Consider the following 17,740-nt stretch of genomic DNA (forward strand, 5'->3'; position numbering starts at 1 on the left):
ATTGCCGGCAGTGCGGACATTGCTGATGTGCGCTACGTACTGGACGATGCCAAGCAGCCCGGCCTGCAGATCCGCTACCGGCCCGAAGCGCACCAGCGCATCCACGATTACACTGCAGCACTGGTGGGCCAGCGGGCAGCGATCAGCGTGGATGGCCGTGTGCTGATGGTGGCGACGGTGCAGGGGCCGTTCGGCGAATCGATGATGCTGAGCGGGCTGCCCAGCGTTGCCGAGGCGCAGGAGCTGGCGAAGCACATCACTGGCGACTGACGGACGCGCCATGAACCCGCGGCGCGCGGGGTGGTCGACCAAGGTCGACCGCTACCGGGCGAACCGCGCCTCGATCTCTTCCAGCGACTTGCCCTTGGTCTCCGGCAGCCAGAATGCGGCCACCAGGAAGAACACGAAGGTACACGCCGCCCAGAACACGAACATGCTCGCATAGCCGTAGTGGCCCACGGTGGGCAGGAAGATGGCGGCGATGGTGGTGGACACGAACTGGTTGATCAGCAGCGCGATGCTCATGCCGTTGGAACGGATGCGGTTCGGCATCAGTTCCGACAGTGCCAGCCACACGCAGACGCCGGGGCCGACGGCGAAGAACGCCACGAACACCAGGATGCAGGCGGCCACGGCCCAGCCATGCGCAGGCGGCGGCACCGGCCCGATGCTGGCGCGTTCGATCTGCAGTGGTGCGTGCGCTGCGGTCGCGGGGTCGGCGAACGGGTTCAGGTGCATGCGACGGAAGAACGACCCGATGACGCTGTCGGGCTGCACGCTGTCCTCGCGGCGGATCGTGAGCATCTCCTCTACCGGCGCGTCGCTGCGCAGCGATCGCACATTGCTGAAGCCGCCATACGAGTACGACACCGTCAGTTGCTGCGGCCGCGCGTCCGCGCCACCAGCCAGCGCCTGCCATTGCGATGCGTCGAGCCGCAGCTGCAGTGCCTCTGCCGACACATGTCGCTGCAGTTGTTCACGCACGTCCGTGCGGCCGCGTTCGGCCTGGAGGAACAGCAGGCCCGCGGCCAGCAGTGCCACGGTGATGCCGCCGCTGCCAAGCATCAGCAGGAACTTGCGGCCCTTCCGATCGACCAGCACCAGCGCGACGACCGTCATCACCGCGTTGAGCAGCTTGATGCCGACGTCGGCCCAGTTGGCCGCGGCACCGGACAGGCCGGCCTGGTTGAGGATGTTGACCGCATACGCCAGCACCGAGTTGATGCCGGTGGCCTGCGTGCACGCGAGGATCACGCAGGCCAGCAGGAACGGCCAAACGTAGCGCCGGCTGAGCAGGCGGTCGCGCCCGGCCGTGGGCGCATCGGCCGTGGCGTTGTCGGTTGCGCGCATCTGCTGCAGGGTGGGCTCGACTTCCGACGCCGGCACGGTGCGCTGCAGCGCCGCGCGCGCCTGCTCGATGCGGCCGCGCCGCGCCAGCCAGCGCGGCGATTCGCTCAGCAGCATCGCGCCGGCGGTGAACACGACGCCCGGCAGCAGGCAGCTCCAGAAGATCGTGCGCCACGCGTGATCTTTCACTTCGAACAGGACGCGACGTTGTTCGTCCGCACCGAGCGATTGCACCGCGGCAGCCGCCGCATCCACGGAGTGCGCCTGATACAGCCCGATCACCGCCGCCAGCACCAGGCCGACGGTGAGCAGCAGCTGGAACATCGCCGCGCCGCGACCACGGCGTTCCGGACTCAGCACTTCGGCCAGGTACAGCGGGACGACGACGCCGATGAGCCCGCCGCTGATGCCCTGCAGCAGGCGCCCCAGCAGCAGCGGCAGATAGCCCGAAGCCAGTGCCATGACGGGGATGCTGGCGGTGAACAGCACGCCACTGAGCACCATCGCGCCGCGTCGCCCGATGAGGTCGGCGACGGCGCCGGCGAACAGCGACGACAGCACGCTGCCCAGCAGCACCGCGGCGACGATGAAGCCCAGCTGCTGGCTGGTGAGGTTCCAACTGGCCGTCGCCGTGGCCTCCAGGTACGGCAGCGCGCCGGCGATGATGCCGATGTCGATGCCGTAGAGCAGGCCGCCCATGCCGGCGATGAAGAGCAGGTAGCGCACCTGCCACGACGGTTCGGTGGTGCGCGCGCGCAACGGCAGAGCGGCGGTGACGTCGTTCATCGTGCGGTTCCCATGTAAAGACGCGGCTGGTAAAGACGCGGCTGCGTCGTCAGAGTTCGATCGCTTCGCCTTCGACGAAGACCTGCCGTACCTGCAGCTGCGGATCCAGCACCACGATGTCCGCCCAGGCCGTCGCCTGCAGGCGGCCGCGGTCGTGCAGGCCGAGATAGTCGGCCGGATAGCGCGACAGCCGGTTCGACGCATCGGCCAGGTCGAGGCCGAGCGAAACGAGGTTGCGCAGCGCCTGGTCCATCGTCAGGGCGCTGCCTGCCAGCGAACCGGTGCCCAGCCGCACGCAGCCCAGGCACTTGTGCACGCGCTGCGAACCCAACGCGTACTCGCCGTCGGGCATGCCGGTGGCCGCGGTCGCGTCGGTTACGCAGTACAACTTTGGAATCGCGCGCAGTGCCGTGCGGATCGCGCCGGGGTGCACGTGCTGCAGGTCGGGGATCAGCTCCGCGTATTCGCCGTGCGCGAGCGCGGCGGTGGCGATGCCGGGGTGGTAGTGGTCCACGCCGGTCATGCCGTTGAACAGGTGCGTGAAGCCCGACGCGCCGGCGCGCAGTGCGGCCACGCCATCTTCGTAGGTGCCTGCGCTGTGGCCCAGTTGCACGCGGATGCCCATCGCGGCCAGCTGCGGGATCAGCTGCGTGTGCGCGCCGATCTCCGGCGCCAGTGTCAGCACGCGGATGGGCGCCAGCGCATGCAGGCGTTCGACCTGCGCCAGCGTGGCTTCCACCACCAGCGGCGGCTGCGCGCCGAGGCGCTCGATGCTGATGTATGGACCTTCGAGGTGGACGCCGAGCACCCGCGCCATGCCCGCTCCGCGCGCGTCGATCGCCGTGGCAACACCGCACAACGCGCGCACGATGTCGGCCTCGTCCGCGGTCATCGTGGTGCCCAGCAGCGCCGTCGTGCCGTAGCGCGCGTGGGTGCGCGCGATGGTGCCGATGGCGTCGCCGCCTTCCATCAGGTCCACACCGCTGGCGCCGTGCACATGCAGGTCGATGAAGCCCGGGAGGATCAGCGGTTCGTCGCCGGGCGGTTCATCGTGAGGCGGTTCGTCGCTACCCGGCGCTTCGTGCGTCGCGCGGATGTCCCGCACGCGCTGGTCGAACGTGATTTCCCCGCGCACCCATCCGGTTGCGGTGAGGATGCGCCCCTGCAGCGTGCGTGGTCCGGTCAAGGCGGTGGCTCGGCGATGATCACTTCGATGCCCAGCCGCTGCAGTCCCTCGCGGTAATCGCTGCTGATGCCTTCGTCGGTGATGATGGCGTGGATCTGGTCCAGGCGGGCGATGCGGTGCAGGCTGACGCGTCCGAACTTGGACGCATCCGTCAGCACGACCACGCGCCGCGCGCGCTCGACCATGCGGTGGTTGAGGCTGGCCTCGGCCTCCTGGTGCGTGGTGAGGCCGAACTGCAGGTCCAGCCCGTCCACGCCGAGGAACAGCGTGTCGAAGCTGTAGCTGCCCAGGCTTGCTTCGGCCTGGCTGCCATGCAGCGACAGCGACTGCTTGTGCAGCAGGCCGCCGGTGAGCAACAGCTCCACGCCGGGCGCGTTGGCCAGTTCCCAGGCGACGTTGAGGCCGTTGGTCATGACGGTGACGTCGCTGTGCTCGCGCAGGTGCCGCGCCAGCGTCATCGTCGTGGAGCCCGAGTCGATGATGATGTTGTCGCCGGGTTTCACCAGTCGCGCGGCGTAGGCGCCGATCGATTCCTTCAACGGCAGGTTCAGCGCATCCTTCTGGTGGATGTCCTGCTCCTGCGGCGGCGTGCGCACCAGCGTGGCGCCGCCGTGCGTGCGCGTGGCCAGCCCCTGCGACTCGATATGCGTGAGGTCTGCGCGGATCGTCACCGACGACACGCCGAACCGCTCGACCAGATCGGACACCTGCACGCTGCCCTGCTCGACCAGCATCTGGGTGATCTGTTGCCGGCGCTGGCGGGTATTGCGCATGGTGGGTTCTCGGGCGGGAAACGGAAGCCGAAGCTTACCGGTCCGAAAGCGCCGCGGCGGCGGAAGTTTCGTTCTGCACGGATGCGCCCGTGCGGGGATCGAAGCGATTGCGTGCGCAGGCTCGCGCGTATTCGCCCAGGCAGGCGGCGATGCGGTGCCTGATCAGCGCGCCGGGTTCGGCGGCGAGGCGGCCGGCTTCGACCGCACGGTGTTGTTCCGGCATGTACTGCCTCAGCAGCAGCCGCAGGATGGCGGACGATGCATGCGGCTGGAGGTTGGCGATGAGCCGTTCGACGGCCGCAGCCAGTTCCGGTTCGCCCCAGTAGTAGCGGCAGCGGTCGCTGAGGGCATAGGCGCGCAGCAGGCGCAACTGGTGATCGTCGCCCTGGTAGTGGTTACGCCAGTGCCGGGGCTCCTCGACCATACAGCGCTCCAGCACCTCGGGCAGGCGTGAGCACTCGTCGGCGGGCAGAAGCTCGCGTTCGATTTGAGTCAGTGCGAACAGCGCTTCGCGGAAGGCGAACGTCGCCGCCGGACCGACCTTGAGGATGGCGAAGTGGTCGCGCACCAGCGCATGCAGCGAGGCTTCGGTCTGGTAGTCGGTGGAATGCGCCTCGAACACGATGCGCGGTTGCCGCTCCAGGAAATCCGACAGCGCCGCCGCGGCCTGCGGTTCGTAGTGATGCACATCGCTGTGGTCGAAGTCCACGCCCGGCTGCACGACCATCGCGATGACACGCTCCCAGGCACCGGCCAGTTCCGGCACGTCGAAGGCGTGGCGATGGATCTCCAGCGTATGCGCGGCGGCTTCGGGACGCGTCACCTGCAGGCCACCCGCGAGCGATGCCTCGCCGCCCGGCACGGGCACCTCGGTGCCGATCACGTAAACCGGCGGCGGCAGTCCATGCGCGGCCGCCGTGCGCTCGGCGATGCGCGCCAGGTCGGCCGAGCGCGCAGCCACCGTTTCGTCCGGGAGCGGCGTGGGATCATCCGCGCACGACATGCTGCAGTCCAGGTGGATCTTGTGGAATCCCGCAGCGACGTAGGCCTCGATCAACACGCGCGCGTTCGCCATCGCCTCGTCGGCGGGCCGCTTCTGCCAGGCATTGGGCCCGAGGTGATCGCCGCCGAGGATGAGGCGTTCGACGGGAAACGCCTCGTCCTGCGCAAGCGCCCGCACGTAGTCGCGGAACTGCACCGGGTTCATGCCGGTGTAACCGCCGAACTGGTCGACCTGGTTCGACGTCGCCTCGATGAGCAGCACCGTGTCGTACTCCAGCGCAACCTGCATCGCCGCGCGCAGCACGTGCTCGTTGCTGCAGCACACGCTGTACAGGCCGACGTTCTCGCCCCGTCGATGGGCGGCGATCAGCGATTGGACGGCGGACATGCGGTGTATCTCCGGTAAGTGTCAGGGTGCCGTGCCGTGCTGGCGCGCCAGCAACGCCGCACCGCGCGCGCCGCCGGCATCGCCGAACTTCGGCGGCAGGATGGGCGGGACGCGCATCCCCTTGAACAGATGCGCGGCGATCGCATCGGGCAGATCACGGTAAAGCGGCTCGAACTTTGAAAGTCCGCCGCCGAGCACGATCACGTGGGGATCGAGCGCCATCACCAGGCTGGCGAAAGCGTGGCCGAGCAGGTCGCGGTGCACTTCGAGCGCGCGCAGCGCGGTGGAATCGTCGTGCCGCACGCGATCGACGACGGCGCTGGCCTCCAGCGCTCCGCCACCAAGATGCCGGTGGATCATCGCCAGTCCGCTGCCGGACACATAACGCTCCAGGCAGCCGCGCAGACCGCAGGCACAGTCCAGCAGCGGGAGTTCGTACTTCGCCAGCAACGACGCGGGCACGCCCCAGTGGCCCCACTCTCCGGCAATGCCGTTATAGCCGGCGATCAGGCGACCTTCGATGCAATAGCCGCCGCCGGCACCGGTGCCGAGGATGGCGCCGAACATGCTCGCGTAGCCTTCCGCAGCGCCACCGTGCGCTTCGGACAGCGCGAAGCACTGCAGGTCGTTGCCCAGGTGCAGCGGACGCTGCAGGCGTGCCTGCAGATCCTGGCCGACCTGGCGACCGGTCAGCGCCGGCACGTTGGAGCTGAGTTGCTGGCCGGTGGCGCGATCGACCACGCCCGGCAGGCCGACGCCCACGGCATCGCAGGTCGCGTCCAGTTCCTCGTCCGCCGAGCGCACCAGCGCATCGACGGTGTCGAGGAACTCGGCGTAATCCTGCGTCGGCGTGGTGACGCGACGCCGGTACCCGACCTCCAGCGAATCGCCGCACGCGACCAGTTCGATCTTGGTGCCGCCGATGTCGAGGCCGTAGTACGTGCGCGTCATGACGGCTCAGCCGTGATGGTGGATCGTCACGCCCTGCACGACACGGTTGACCGTACCGTCGGGGAACGGGTTGTCCGGCGTCAGGCCGAGTGCGGCCGAGCGACGCAATGCATACCGCTGCGCCATCGTCAGCCACAGCGGCGCCAGCCATGAGTCCGGCAGCGTCGGCGTGGCGAGGACGAAATCGCCCGGTTGTGCGCCGTCGCCTTCCGGACCGACCGACAGCACGCGGCCGGCAATGCCGTCGCGGCGCAGTTCGTCCAGCAGGTCCTGTTCGTAGCGGCGCGCCAGCGGATCGGCGCTGCGCAGCAGCACCACCAACGTGGTCGCATCGAGCGTGGACTTCGGACCATGGCGGAAGCCCAGCGGCGTGTTCGCCAGGGCCAGCACCCGACCGGCCGTGAGTTCCAGCAGCTTCAGCGACGCCTCGCGAGCCAGCGCTTCCAGCGGCCCGCTGCCCAGGTAGATCACGCGCGCGAAGTCGCCTTCCGCCAGCGTGCTGGTGGGCGTTTCCCACTGTGCAAGCGCCTCGCGGCCGTGCGCGGCGAGCGTGTGCAGGCGCTCGGCGCGTTGCGGCCACGGCCCGCGATCGAAGACGGACAGCGCGGCGAGCATCATGCAGCTCAGGCTGCTGGTCATCGCGAACGCCTTGTCGCAGCTGGCCGGCGGCATCAGCAGCGTGAACGTGTCCTCGCGCCCGCGGCCGCGACGCGCCAGTTCGCCTTCGCCGTTGCAGGTGATGTCCAGGAAGCGCGCGTGCGCGACGCGCTCGCGGACCAGCTCCACCGCCGCCACGCTTTCCGGGCTTGAGCCGCTGCGCCCGAACGAGACCAGCAGCGTCGGCCGCTCGGGCGTCAGGTACAGCGCGGGGTGCGTCAGCAGGCTGGTGGTGTGCAGGGCGCGAACCTCGGCCGGCCACTGCGCATTGATCTGGTCGGCCACCATTTCGGCAATGAAGCCGGAACTGCCGGCGCCGGTAAGGATCAGCCGGTTTCCGGGCTGCCCGAGCCAATCGCCGAGGAAGCGGTCGATGCGTTCCGATTCCTGCACCAGCAGGTCCGCCAGCGCGTCCCACAACCGGGGCTGCTGGGCGATTTCCTCGGCCGTATGACCACCGCCGATGCGATGCCAGGCAGACAGGTCGGGAAGGAGATTGGCGTCCATTCGTCGTTCCGTTTGAGCGGGTGCACGATCCGCGCTTTCTTTCGAAAAGTCAAATAACGAAAGTAAAAAGAAAGATTGATTCAGTCGAGCCGGATCAGTGTTCAATGGTTCGAGCTTGATCGATGCCGCGCTGCAACACGCGCTCGGACGGGAATGCGTGATGCGGGCCCGCTTGGTAAGTTGTGCTTTGCACAATCTTTCGTTTTCAGCGAAAATACTTGGTTTTTTCTTTCAATTTGTTGACACCTTTCGAACCGGTGACCTAGAGTCGGCCGCACTGGTTTCGATTCCCGCCAAGCGGGATGGGGGCAAGGTGGAAACCCGCGCACGGCGCAACGTGTTGTTCCTCGCGACGACGGCCTTGCTGCTGGCGTCCTCGACTGCCATGGCCGAGCCGGTGGGCAACGTCCGCAGCATTGCGCCTGCCGCCGCCGGCCAGGACCGGGCAGCCGCGTGGGATATCGCCACCGACAACGGTACGCGCCTGCGGGTGGAACTGCTGGGCGCCGACGTCATGCGCGTGCAGGCCGGCCGCAACGGGAAACTGCTGCCGCCGGGCGACAAGGCCGCGCCGATCGTGCTGCCACAACCGGCTGCCGCCGTGCCGCACACTTTCGAGCAGGACGCCACCGAGGTGCGCATCCGTACCGATGCGATGGTGCTGCACATCCAGCGCCAGCCCCTGCGCCTTTCGCTCGAACGGCTGGACGCCGGGAAACCCGTGCCGCTGTGGCATGAACTGCAACCGCTCGACCTGGCGAAGGACCAGAGCGTGCAGGTGCTGTCGAGCACCGCGGACGAGCACTTCTACGGCGGCGGCCAGCAGAACGGACGCTTCGAGTTCAAGGGCCGCGAGTTGGAGATCTCCTACTCCGGCGGCTGGGAGGAAGGCGACCGTCCAAGCCCGGCGCCGATGCTGCTGTCGTCACGCGGCTGGGGCATGTTGCGCAACACCTGGAGTGACGGCACCTACGACCTGCGCGAAGCCGAGTCGAGCACGCTGCTGCATCGCGAGGACCGCTTCGACGCGTACTACTTCGTCGGCGACGGCCTGGCGCCGTTGCTGGACCGCTACACCGCACTGACGGGTCGCGCCGGCCTGCTGCCGCGCTGGGCGCTCTCCTACGGCGACGCCGACTGCTACAACGACGGCGACAACGCGAAGAAGCCCGGCACCGTGCCGGAAGGCTGGAGCGACGGGCCCACCGGCACCACGCCCGACGTGGTCGAAAGCGTCGCGAAGCAATACCGCGAGCACGACATGCCCGGCGGCTGGATCCTGCCCAACGACGGCTACGGCTGCGGCTACAAGGACCTGCCCAAGGTGGTGCAGGGCCTGGCGAAGTACGGGTTCAAGACCGGCCTGTGGACCGAGGACGGCGTCGACAAGATCGCGTGGGAGGTCGGCAAGGCCGGCAGCCGCGTGCAGAAACTCGACGTGGCCTGGACCGGCAAGGGTTACCAGTTCGCGATGGACGCGAACCGGTCCGCGTTTGACGGCATCCTGAAGAACTCCGATTCGCGCCCGTTCCTGTGGACGGTGATGGGCTGGGCGGGCATCCAGCGCTACGCGGTGGCGTGGACGGGCGACCAGAGCGCGAGCTGGGACTACATCCGCTGGCACGTCCCGACGCTGATCGGCTCGGGGCTGTCGGGCATGGCGTACGCCACCGGCGACGTCGACGCGATCTTCGGCGGCAGCGCCGAAACCTTCACCCGCGACCTGCAGTGGAAGAGCTTCACCCCGGTGCTGATGGGCATGTCCGGCTGGTCGGCGAATTCACGCAAGCATCCGTGGGCGTTCGATGAGCCCTATCGCGGCATCAACCGCGACTATCTCAAGCTGAAGATGCGCCTGACGCCGTACATGTACGGCCTGGCGCGCGACGCGGCAGACCATGGCACGCCCATCGTGCGCGGACTGATGTGGGATTACCCGCAAGATCCGCAGGCCGCCGGCGAGACGCACAAGTACCAGTTCCTGCTGGGCCGCGACCTGCTCATCGCGCCGGTGTACCGCAGCCAGGCCGCGAGCCGCGGCTGGCGCCGCGACATCCACCTGCCGCCCGGCCGCTGGTTCGACTATTGGGATGGCCGCCAGCTGACCGCCGGTGCGCAGGGCCGCGACCTCGACCGCCAGGTCGACCTCGCCACGCTGCCGGTGTTCGTGCGTGCCGGCGCGATCGTGCCGATGTATCCGGCGATGCTGTACGACGGTGAGAAGCCGCTCGACGAAGTCACCTTCGACCTGTATCCGCAGGGCGAATCGCAGTACACGCTGTACGAGGACGACGGCAATACGCGCCGCCACTCGCGGGGCGAGTTCAGCGAGCAGTCCGTGCGCGTGCAGGCGCCCGTGTCCGGCAGTGGCGAAGTGCGCGTGCGCATCGACGCGGTGAAGGGCCAGTACGCAGGCCAGCTGCCGCAACGCCGCCATGCGCTGCGCGTGCTGACGCGGCGGAGTCCGCAGGCGGTGGAGCTCGACGGACGCGCCCTGCCCTCGCATGCGGATCGCGCGGCATTCGAAGCATCGCCGGAGGGCTGGTTCTTCGACGCGAACGAACGCCGCGGCACCCTGCACGTGCGCACCGTGCCGACCGACATCCGCCGCGCGCTCGACTTCCGCCTGGCCATCCCGACGGCGGCCGACGTCGCCGACGATGCCTGCCCGGCGGCGCCCGAACTTGGTCGCGCGCTTCCGCCCGACGCATTGCTGGTGGTGAACCGCCCGGCCGAGGAATCCGGCCACGCACTCGAAAACGCGTTCGACGACGACCCGGCCACGTGGTTCCGCACCGTGCGCAACCAGGCGGTGCGCACGGGCGCGCACGAATGGACGGTGGGATTCGCCGAACGACGCCTCATCGACGGCATCGAACTGGCACCACGCAACGATCAGCACTGGAAGCACGGCCAGGTCCGCGACTATGAGATCTACCTGGCCGACAGCAACGGCGAATGGGGTGAGCCGGTCAAGCGTGGCCGCCTTGTCCTGCAGGAAGGCACGCAGCGCATCGAGTTCCCGCCACAGGCCGGACGCCTGCTGCGCTTCCGCGTGCTGAGCGTGCAGAACCCCGACGGCGACGGTGCCGGCGGCAACGACCCGATGGTGACCGCGGCGAGCGGCAGCGAGGCTCGCGCTGTCGATGCACTGCGTCCGCGCGACGTGGGACCGATCACGCTGTCGACCTTCCACGTGCTGGAGCACCAGACGCCAGAGCGCCCCGCGCAGCAACGCTACCTGTCCGAACTGCTCGGCGACTCCACCACCGCCATCGCACGCGACCGCGCCTTCGGCGGCGAAAGCGCGATGCGCATGAACGGCCTGCACTTCCGTCGTGGCCTCGGCGTCGGCCCCACCAGCCGCATCGACGTGCAGCTGCAGGGCGGCTGGCGACTGCTGCGCGCCGACCTGGGCATCGACGACCGTTGCCGCGACGCAGGCGGCATGCAGTTCCAGGTCTGGGGCGACGACCGCCTGCTGTACGACAGCGGTCTGGTACGCGCACCGGGCGTGGTCAAACCCGAACTCGACATCCGCGGCCTGCACCGCCTCAGCCTGCGCACGCTCGGTGCACAGGGCGCGCAGCCGGCACGGGTCTGCGGCAACTGGGCCAACGCGGTCCTGATCGGACAGGAGGGCGATACCGCCACCATCGCCCAGCCCTAGCCAGCTTCCCCATCCCCCTCGACCTCCCGACTGCGGCCACGGCCGCGGCACGGGACCGCTTTTGCCTCACGCAAGCCCAACCACATCGCAGCGCGCTTCGCTGCAGACCGAACCGAGGAGAGAGAGATGTCGCCAGCACGCCACCGTCGTACCCGCCTGCCAGTCACCACGTTGTCCGTCGCGCTCGCCGCTGCGCTTGCGGCCGGCCCGGTCGTCGCGCAGGAGGCAGCACCGCCCGAGGAAGACACGACCAACCTCGACCGCGTCGAGGTCACCGGCTCCAACATCCGGCGCAGCGACATCGAGACTGCTTCGCCGTTGCAGGTCATCAGCCGCCAGGACATCGAGAACATGGGCGCGCGCACCCTGTTGCAGGTGCTCGACAATCTGCCGGCGGCACGACCCGCGCAGCAGGACTCGCGCTCGCTGTTCACCGGTTCCGACGGCGCCTCGCAGGCCAACCTGCGTGGCCTGGGCGCACAGGGCACGCTGGTGCTGTTGAACGGCCGCCGCCTGTCGTATTACGGCGCACCGGAAGGGTTCCAGACCCAGTTCGTGAACATCGACGCGATCCCGGCCGCGGCGATCGAACGCATGGAGGTGCTGACCGACGGCGCGTCCGCGGTGTACGGCACCGACGCGGTCGCCGGCGTGATCAACGTGATCACCAAGCGCTCGTTCGAGGGTGCGGAGGTCAACGTCACCGCCGACCGTTCCTCGCGCATCGATTCCTACGGCGAACAGCAGGCCAGCCTGTCGTTCGGCTTCGGTAACCTGGACGAGGACCGCTACAACGTCTACGCCGCCTTCAATCTCTACCGGCGCGACCCGATCCCGCTGGCCGACGTCTACGACAAGAAGCCGAACCAGTACTACATCAACAACCCGAACTACCTGCCCAACCTGCGCCTGGGCACCGGCAGCAAACCCGGCCAGTTCAACCCGGGCAGCTACTTCGCATTCGACCCGGTCACCGGCGCCCGCGTGCAGGAGGCGGCGCCGGGTTGCAACAACGTGCTGACCACCGAGGCCGCGGGCCCGCGTTGCATCTGGGAAACCTGGATGAACAACGAGATCGACGGCGGCGCCAGGTCCGATCGCAAGACCGGCTACGTCAACGCGCACTTCCTGATCGGCGATAGCACCGAGGCGTTCGCCGAGGCGACCTACACCGACATCGACCTGCGCGCCAACGGCGGCACGCCACGGGCTTTCAACACCACCACCGGCAACCCCACCAGCTGGTTCTCGCGCAACACCGGCGACACGGTGAACCAGTTCCGCTATCCGTTCCTCGGTCCGAACAACGAGTACAACCACGCCAGCCCCGAACTGAAGGAGCTGATGGGTGGCGTGGTCGGCCTGCAGTACCTGCTGCAGGACGTCGGCGACAACTATTTCGGCCAGCGCAACACCGACCAGAGCTACCGCGCCGTCGCCGGCCTGCGCGGCACGTTCGCCAATGACTGGAACTGGGAGACCGCGTTGGCCACCGCCGGCGCCCATTCGGTGACCTACCAGACCGTCAACGTCAATCTCGACGGCTTCGAGAAGGCATTCGGTCCCTACACCATCGAGCCGACGACCGGGCGGGTCATCATCTCCGATCATCCGGCGTACAAGTTCGGCGAGATCAGCGAGGCCAATGCCGCACTGCTGCGCGCGGCATATCCGACCTTCGACATCCAGTCCTGGACGCGGTTGCACACCCTGGACGGCAAGATCGAAGGTCCGCTGTTCGACTTGCCTGCCGGCGAGATGCGCGCGGCGTTCGGTTTCAACGTCAGCCGCGAGACCTTCTACACGCCCGGCAACGAGGACGCGGCGAACGGCCAGATCACCCAGCAGGGCGGCTCCTGGTTCGACGGCGCGCGCAATACCTATGCGCTGTTCGCGGAGACAGTGGCGCCGCTGACCGAGAAGCTGGAGCTCGACGCGGCGTTGCGCCTGGACAAGTATCCGAACTTCAATGCCAACCTGGCGCCGAAGATCGGCCTGAAGTACCAGGCATTGCCGGAGCTGATGCTGCGCGGCACCTATTCGGAAGGCTTCCGCGCGCCGAGCCTGGCCGAGTCCGGCAGCGGTGGCGTGTACGCCCAGCTTGGCGGTTACCGCGACGAGGTGCGCTGCGATGAGACCAATGCGATCGCCAACCTGCTGCTGCAGTCCAGCCGTCCTGGCGACGTGGACCTGGGCAACTCGCTGTTGAACAGCGACTGCAGCCGCACCGTCGCGCGCATGACCCAGCCCAACCCGGACCTGAAGCCGGAAAAGGCCAAGATCGCCACGCTGGGTTTCATGATCGAGCCGACCTCGTGGCTGTCGCTGTCGGCGGACTACTGGTTCATCTACCGTCGCAACGAGATCGCCGCGCCGGACTACAGCCGGGACGAGGACATCCTGTCGATGACCCGTTCTCCGATCACCGACGCGGACCGCGCCGCGCAGGCGCAGCTGGCCTCGATGTGCGCGGACCCCGCCAGCGGCGTGGCCTGCCCGGCTCCGCTGCCCGGCTACAGCGTGGGCAACGTGTCCAGCGTGGTCGGGCAGTACCAGAACCGCGGCCGCACCCTGGTCGATGGCTTCGATATCGACGCGCGCGGCCGCTTCCCCCTGGCCGAATGGGGCACGCTGAACGTCGGCGTCGCCGCGACCATCGCGCGCCGCAACGAGCTCTACAGCGACGACGAACTGCGCTGGTACTACGGCAATACGGTGGGCTACTACGGCAACCCGCGCCTGCGCGCCACGTTCAACGCCGACTGGACCTACCGGCAGGTGACCACCAGCTTCTTCGTCAACTACGTCGGCCCCACCAAGTGGGCGTGGGACCGCATCGATGCCGAAGACAACAACCCGCAGACCTGCACCGCCGGCTACCTGCCGGTGCCGGAGCCGCAGTGCGACGGCGTGCCGTCGTGGTGGACCGCCAATCTCGGCGTCGCGTGGCAGGCAAGCGACAAACTCAATGTCGGCTTCACGGTGAAGAACCTGTTCAACCGCCTGCCGTTCTACGACCCCAACAGCTTCCTCGGCGATTCCAGCGACTACGCCAGCATCTATGGCCGCGTCTACAGTGTCACCGTCGGCTACCGGTTCTGATCGTTCATCGCACCGGCCACGCGCCGGTGCGCTCTCCAAGAGGTAACAGCTACATGAATCGCAGAGACTTCATCGTCACCGCTGCGGCACTGGGCGCCACCAGCCTGCTGCCGTCCACGCCGGCGTGGGCGGCCCGGCGCCGCGTGCGCCTGGGCATGATCGGCACCGGCATGCGCGGCCAGGTGCTGCTGCGCGAACTGCTGCGCCGCGACGACGTGGAAGTGGTGGCGCTGTGCGACATCGAGCCGGTCATGCTGGGCCGCGCGATGGACATGGCCGCCAAGGCCGATAAGCCCGCGCCCAAGGCCTACGGCGCCGATGGGGACGTGCATGCGTATCGCCGACTGCTGCAGCAGCGCGGACTGGACGGCGTGATCATCGCCACGCCGTGGGAATGGCACGCACCGATGGCGATCGATGCGATGCAGGCCAAGGTGCCGGTCGGCTGCGAAGTGGTCGCCGGCATCACCCTGCAGGACCACTGGAACGTGCTGGAAACGCAGTTGCGTACCGGCACGCCCTACATGCTGCTCGAGAACGTCTGCTACCGGCGCGACGTGATGGCCGCATTGCAGATGGTGCGTGCCGGCCTGTTCGGCGAACTGGTGCACCTGCAGGGTGGCTATCAGCACGACCTGCGTGCGGTGAAGTTCAACTCCGGCAATCCGGACGACCCCTACGGCAGCGGCGTGGAATTCGGCCCGAAGGCCTGGTCGGAGGCGCGCTGGCGCACGCAGCATTCCATCGATCGCAACGGCGAACTGTACCCGAGCCACGGCATCGGCCCGTGCGCGATGTACACCGGCATCAACCGCGGCAACCGCTTCACCCACCTCAACAGTTTCGCCAGCAAGGCACGTGGCCTGCACGAATACGTCGTGGCCAAGAGCGGCGGCACGACGCATCCCAGCACGCAGGTGAAGTTCAAGCTGGGCGACATCGTCACCACCACGCTGGCCTGCGAGAACGGCGAGACGATCATCCTGCAGCATGACACCTCGCTGCCGCGGCCGTACTCGCTGGGCTTCCGCGTGCAGGGCACGCGCGGCCTGTGGATGGATCTCAACCAGTCCATCCACATCGAAGGCCGCAGTCCGGCGCACAAGTGGGAGCCGTTCCAGGCCTACCAGGACGAGTTCGACCATCCGCTGTGGCGCAAGTACGCGCAGGACGCCGCGGGTGCCGGACACGGCGGCATGGATTACTTCGTCATACACGCCTTCGTCGAAGCGCTGAAGGCGCAGGCGCCGATGCCGATCGACATCTACGACGCTGTCGCGTGGAGCGCCATCACGCCCCTGTCCGAACAGTCGATCGCCGAAGGCTTCAGGACGCTGGAGTTCCCCGACTTCACCAGGGGACTGTGGAAGTCGCGCAAGCCGATCTTCGCGTTCGACGCGAAGTACTGACCGGCATTGCAGTGCTGTCCACCTCGTGCGGACGGCACTGCGTCACGGTGGGGCGCCCTACCCGTTCTGCTGCGCCAGCACCCGGGCGCGCAACTCCGCCGCGCGCACCAGCACCTTCGGCGGTGTGTGCTCTTCCGGTATCGAGAAGATTTTCATCCGGCGCAACCACTGTCCGGGCTCGCGTGCCGAAGTGAACGCAACGATCGGGATCGACAGCAGCAGGCCCAGGATCACCGGCGCCATCCATGCGGCCAGCGAGGGCGATACCAGGTACGCCATGACGCCAGCGATCACGCCGAGCACGGTGACGCCGCCGTAACTGCGGACCAGGCTCGACAGCGGCAGGCTGCCGTCGTCGCGGCGTTGCGCATCCCAACCCGAGTCCTTGCCGGCCAGCACCTCGGCCACGCCGCGCGACTGCACGTACATGGTGATGGGCGCCATCAACGCGGCCAGCAATGTCTCCAGCACCATGCTCGCGAACGCGCGGATGATGCCGCCGCAGCCGCGGCGCGTCTCGCGGTCGAACAGCAGCGTCAGGAAGCCCATGAACTTCGGCGCCAGCAGCACCGACATGGTCAGGAAGAACACCCAGATGAAGCGCTCCGGATCCTGCTCGCGCCAGTACGCCGCGGGCGAGAACCCGGGCAGCGTCAGGCTTTCCCAGCCCAGGCCGGCCTTGTAGAGCGGGATCGCCAGGCCCACCAGCATCAGCATCGCCCACATGGGCGAAGTGAAGTAATGGCCGATGCCCATCATCAGGTGCCAGCGGCTCACCCAGTGCAGGCCCCTGGCCGGCAGCACGGCGCTGTGCTGCAGGTTGCCCTGGCACCAGCGACGATCGCGGATGAGCATGTCGGTGAGCGACGGCGGACCTTCCTCGTAGCTGCCGCCGAGGTTGGGCACCATGTGCAGCGCCCAGCCGCCGCGGCGCAGCAGCGCGGCCTCGACGAAGTCATGGCTCAGCACGGTGCCGCGGAACGGCTTGGGTCCGCGCAACTCCGGCAGGCCCGCCTGCTCGGCGAAGGCGCGCGTGCGGATGATGGCGTTGTGGCCCCAGTAGTTGCTCTCCGCGCCATGCCACCACGCAATGCCGTGCGCGATCACCGGCCCGTACACGCGGCCGGCGAACTGCTGCATGCGCGCGAACAGCGTGTTGCCGTTGACGATCATCGGCAGCGTCTGGATCAGCGCGACATCCGGATGGCGTTCCATCGCATCGGCCAGGCGCACGATGGTCTCGCCGGTCATCAGGCTGTCGGCGTCCAGGATCAGCATCTGCGGGTACGCACCGCCGAAGCGGCGCACCCATTCGGCGATGTTCCCGGCCTTGCGTTCGCGGTTGTCCGCACGCAACCGGTAGAACAGATGCCCGTCGTCGCCCAGCCGCTCGCGCAGCGCGATGAACGCACGCTCCTCGTCGGCCCGGATGTTCGGCCGCGTGGTGTCGCTGAGCACGAAGAAATCGAACTGCGCCAGTTGCCCGGTGGCTCGCACCGATTCGTAGATCGCCTGCAGGCCTGCGAGCAGGCGCTCGGGGTCCTCGTTGTAGGTGGGCATCAGCAGCGCCGTGCGCGTGCCCAGCGTCGGCAACGGCCCCTTGTCCACGCCCAGCCGCGCGCGATGCCGGCCGATGATCAGCACGAAGCCTGCCAGTGCGCTGACGAACGCCTGCGCGATCCACGCGAACAGGGCCACGAACAGCACCAGCAGCAGGCCTTCCAGAAGGTCGGTGCCGCCGCCGCGCATCACCCACCAGATCTGGTAGGTCGCGACGAAGGTCAGCAGCGCCGCACCGCCTATCACCGCCAGACGGCGCATCGCCATCGCACGCGGCGTGGTCGGCAGCCGCGGGTTCTTCAACCCGCCCTCGCGCAGCGTCTGCACCGGCATGGTCAACGGTGCCTCGTCCGGCAGCCACGGACGTGCCTGCATCGCGCCGTTGCCGGCCTCCATCACGGG

11 protein-coding genes are annotated in these 17,740 nt (G+C 68.2%); 4 read left to right on the forward strand and 7 right to left on the reverse strand.

Going from position 1 to position 17,740, the window contains the following annotated elements; all coding sequences use genetic code 11:
- Positions 1-270: SecDF P1 head subdomain-containing protein (locus VFE83_RS05005; protein WP_414674692.1), on the forward strand; the 270-nt coding region annotated here is incomplete at its 5' end.
- 51 nt (positions 271-321) lie between these two features.
- Here VFE83_RS05005 and VFE83_RS05010 read toward each other — a convergent pair.
- The 6 genes from VFE83_RS05010 to VFE83_RS05035 are packed head-to-tail and all read right to left on the reverse strand — an operon-like array spanning position 322 to position 7,597.
- Complete coding sequence (locus VFE83_RS05010; RefSeq protein ID WP_324903787.1) at positions 322-2,133, reverse strand: MFS transporter; 1,812 nt, start codon at positions 2,131-2,133, stop codon at positions 322-324.
- Between the two features lie 49 nt (positions 2,134-2,182).
- Complete coding sequence (locus tag VFE83_RS05015) at positions 2,183-3,319, reverse strand: N-acetylglucosamine-6-phosphate deacetylase (protein WP_324903788.1); 1,137 nt, start codon at positions 3,317-3,319, stop codon at positions 2,183-2,185.
- The gene (locus VFE83_RS05020) at positions 3,316-4,092 is read right to left on the reverse strand and encodes a DeoR family transcriptional regulator (RefSeq protein ID WP_324903789.1); all 777 of its coding nucleotides are present in this window, start codon (positions 4,090-4,092) and stop codon (positions 3,316-3,318) included. Before VFE83_RS05020 ends, VFE83_RS05015 begins: the two co-directional genes overlap by 4 nt.
- Before the next feature lie 34 nt (positions 4,093-4,126).
- Positions 4,127-5,482 carry a D-tagatose-bisphosphate aldolase, class II, non-catalytic subunit gene (locus tag VFE83_RS05025; protein ID WP_324903790.1) on the reverse strand — a complete coding sequence of 452 codons (1,356 nt, stop codon included), beginning with the start codon at positions 5,480-5,482 and terminating at the stop codon, positions 4,127-4,129.
- A gap of 21 nt (positions 5,483-5,503) precedes the next feature.
- A complete protein-coding gene (locus VFE83_RS05030) occupies positions 5,504-6,433 on the reverse strand; it encodes an ROK family protein (RefSeq protein WP_324903791.1) in 930 nt (309 codons plus the stop codon).
- A gap of 6 nt (positions 6,434-6,439) precedes the next feature.
- A complete protein-coding gene (locus tag VFE83_RS05035) occupies positions 6,440-7,597 on the reverse strand; it encodes an SIS domain-containing protein (RefSeq protein ID WP_324903792.1) in 1,158 nt (385 codons plus the stop codon).
- Positions 7,598-7,982: 385 nt separating this feature from the next.
- On the opposite strand from VFE83_RS05035, the gene VFE83_RS05040 reads away from it, so the two are divergent.
- The 3 genes from VFE83_RS05040 (at position 7,983) to VFE83_RS05050 (ending at position 15,778) form a co-directional block, all read left to right on the forward strand.
- The gene (locus VFE83_RS05040; protein WP_414674693.1) at positions 7,983-11,267 is read left to right on the forward strand and encodes a TIM-barrel domain-containing protein; all 3,285 of its coding nucleotides are present in this window, start codon (positions 7,983-7,985) and stop codon (positions 11,265-11,267) included.
- Between the two features lie 126 nt (positions 11,268-11,393).
- Positions 11,394-14,369: a TonB-dependent receptor plug domain-containing protein gene (locus VFE83_RS05045; protein WP_324903794.1), complete on the forward strand. Its 2,976-nt coding sequence runs from the start codon at positions 11,394-11,396 to the stop codon at positions 14,367-14,369.
- Between the two features lie 53 nt (positions 14,370-14,422).
- Positions 14,423-15,778, forward strand: a complete 1,356-nt coding sequence (locus VFE83_RS05050) for a Gfo/Idh/MocA family protein (RefSeq protein ID WP_324903795.1) — start codon at positions 14,423-14,425, stop codon at positions 15,776-15,778.
- A 57-nt stretch (positions 15,779-15,835) separates the two neighbouring features.
- Here VFE83_RS05050 and mdoH read toward each other — a convergent pair whose 3' ends face one another.
- A complete protein-coding gene (mdoH, locus tag VFE83_RS05055) occupies positions 15,836-17,734 on the reverse strand; it encodes a glucans biosynthesis glucosyltransferase MdoH (RefSeq protein ID WP_324903872.1) in 1,899 nt (632 codons plus the stop codon).
- Between the last annotated feature and the right edge of the window lie 6 nt (positions 17,735-17,740).

Source organism: Lysobacter sp. (genome assembly GCF_035655815.1).
Taxonomy (GTDB): domain Bacteria; phylum Pseudomonadota; class Gammaproteobacteria; order Xanthomonadales; family Xanthomonadaceae; genus Lysobacter_J.

Excerpts from the sequence above, each read along its gene's own strand:
- VFE83_RS05010 (WP_324903787.1), bottom strand. The coding sequence starts at position 2,133 with ATGAACGACGTCACCGCCGCTCTGCCGTTGCGCGCGCGCACCACCGAA.
- VFE83_RS05020 (WP_324903789.1), bottom strand. The coding sequence starts at position 4,092 with ATGCGCAATACCCGCCAGCGCCGGCAACAGATCACCCAGATGCTGGTC.
- VFE83_RS05025 (WP_324903790.1), bottom strand. The coding sequence starts at position 5,482 with ATGTCCGCCGTCCAATCGCTGATCGCCGCCCATCGACGGGGCGAGAAC.
- VFE83_RS05030 (WP_324903791.1), bottom strand. The coding sequence starts at position 6,433 with ATGACGCGCACGTACTACGGCCTCGACATCGGCGGCACCAAGATCGAA.
- VFE83_RS05035 (WP_324903792.1), bottom strand. The coding sequence starts at position 7,597 with ATGGACGCCAATCTCCTTCCCGACCTGTCTGCCTGGCATCGCATCGGC.
- VFE83_RS05040 (WP_414674693.1), top strand. The coding sequence starts at position 7,983 with ATGGCCGAGCCGGTGGGCAACGTCCGCAGCATTGCGCCTGCCGCCGCC.
- VFE83_RS05045 (WP_324903794.1), top strand. The coding sequence starts at position 11,394 with ATGTCGCCAGCACGCCACCGTCGTACCCGCCTGCCAGTCACCACGTTG.
- VFE83_RS05050 (WP_324903795.1), top strand. The coding sequence starts at position 14,423 with ATGAATCGCAGAGACTTCATCGTCACCGCTGCGGCACTGGGCGCCACC.
- mdoH (WP_324903872.1), bottom strand. The coding sequence starts at position 17,734 with ATGGAGGCCGGCAACGGCGCGATGCAGGCACGTCCGTGGCTGCCGGAC.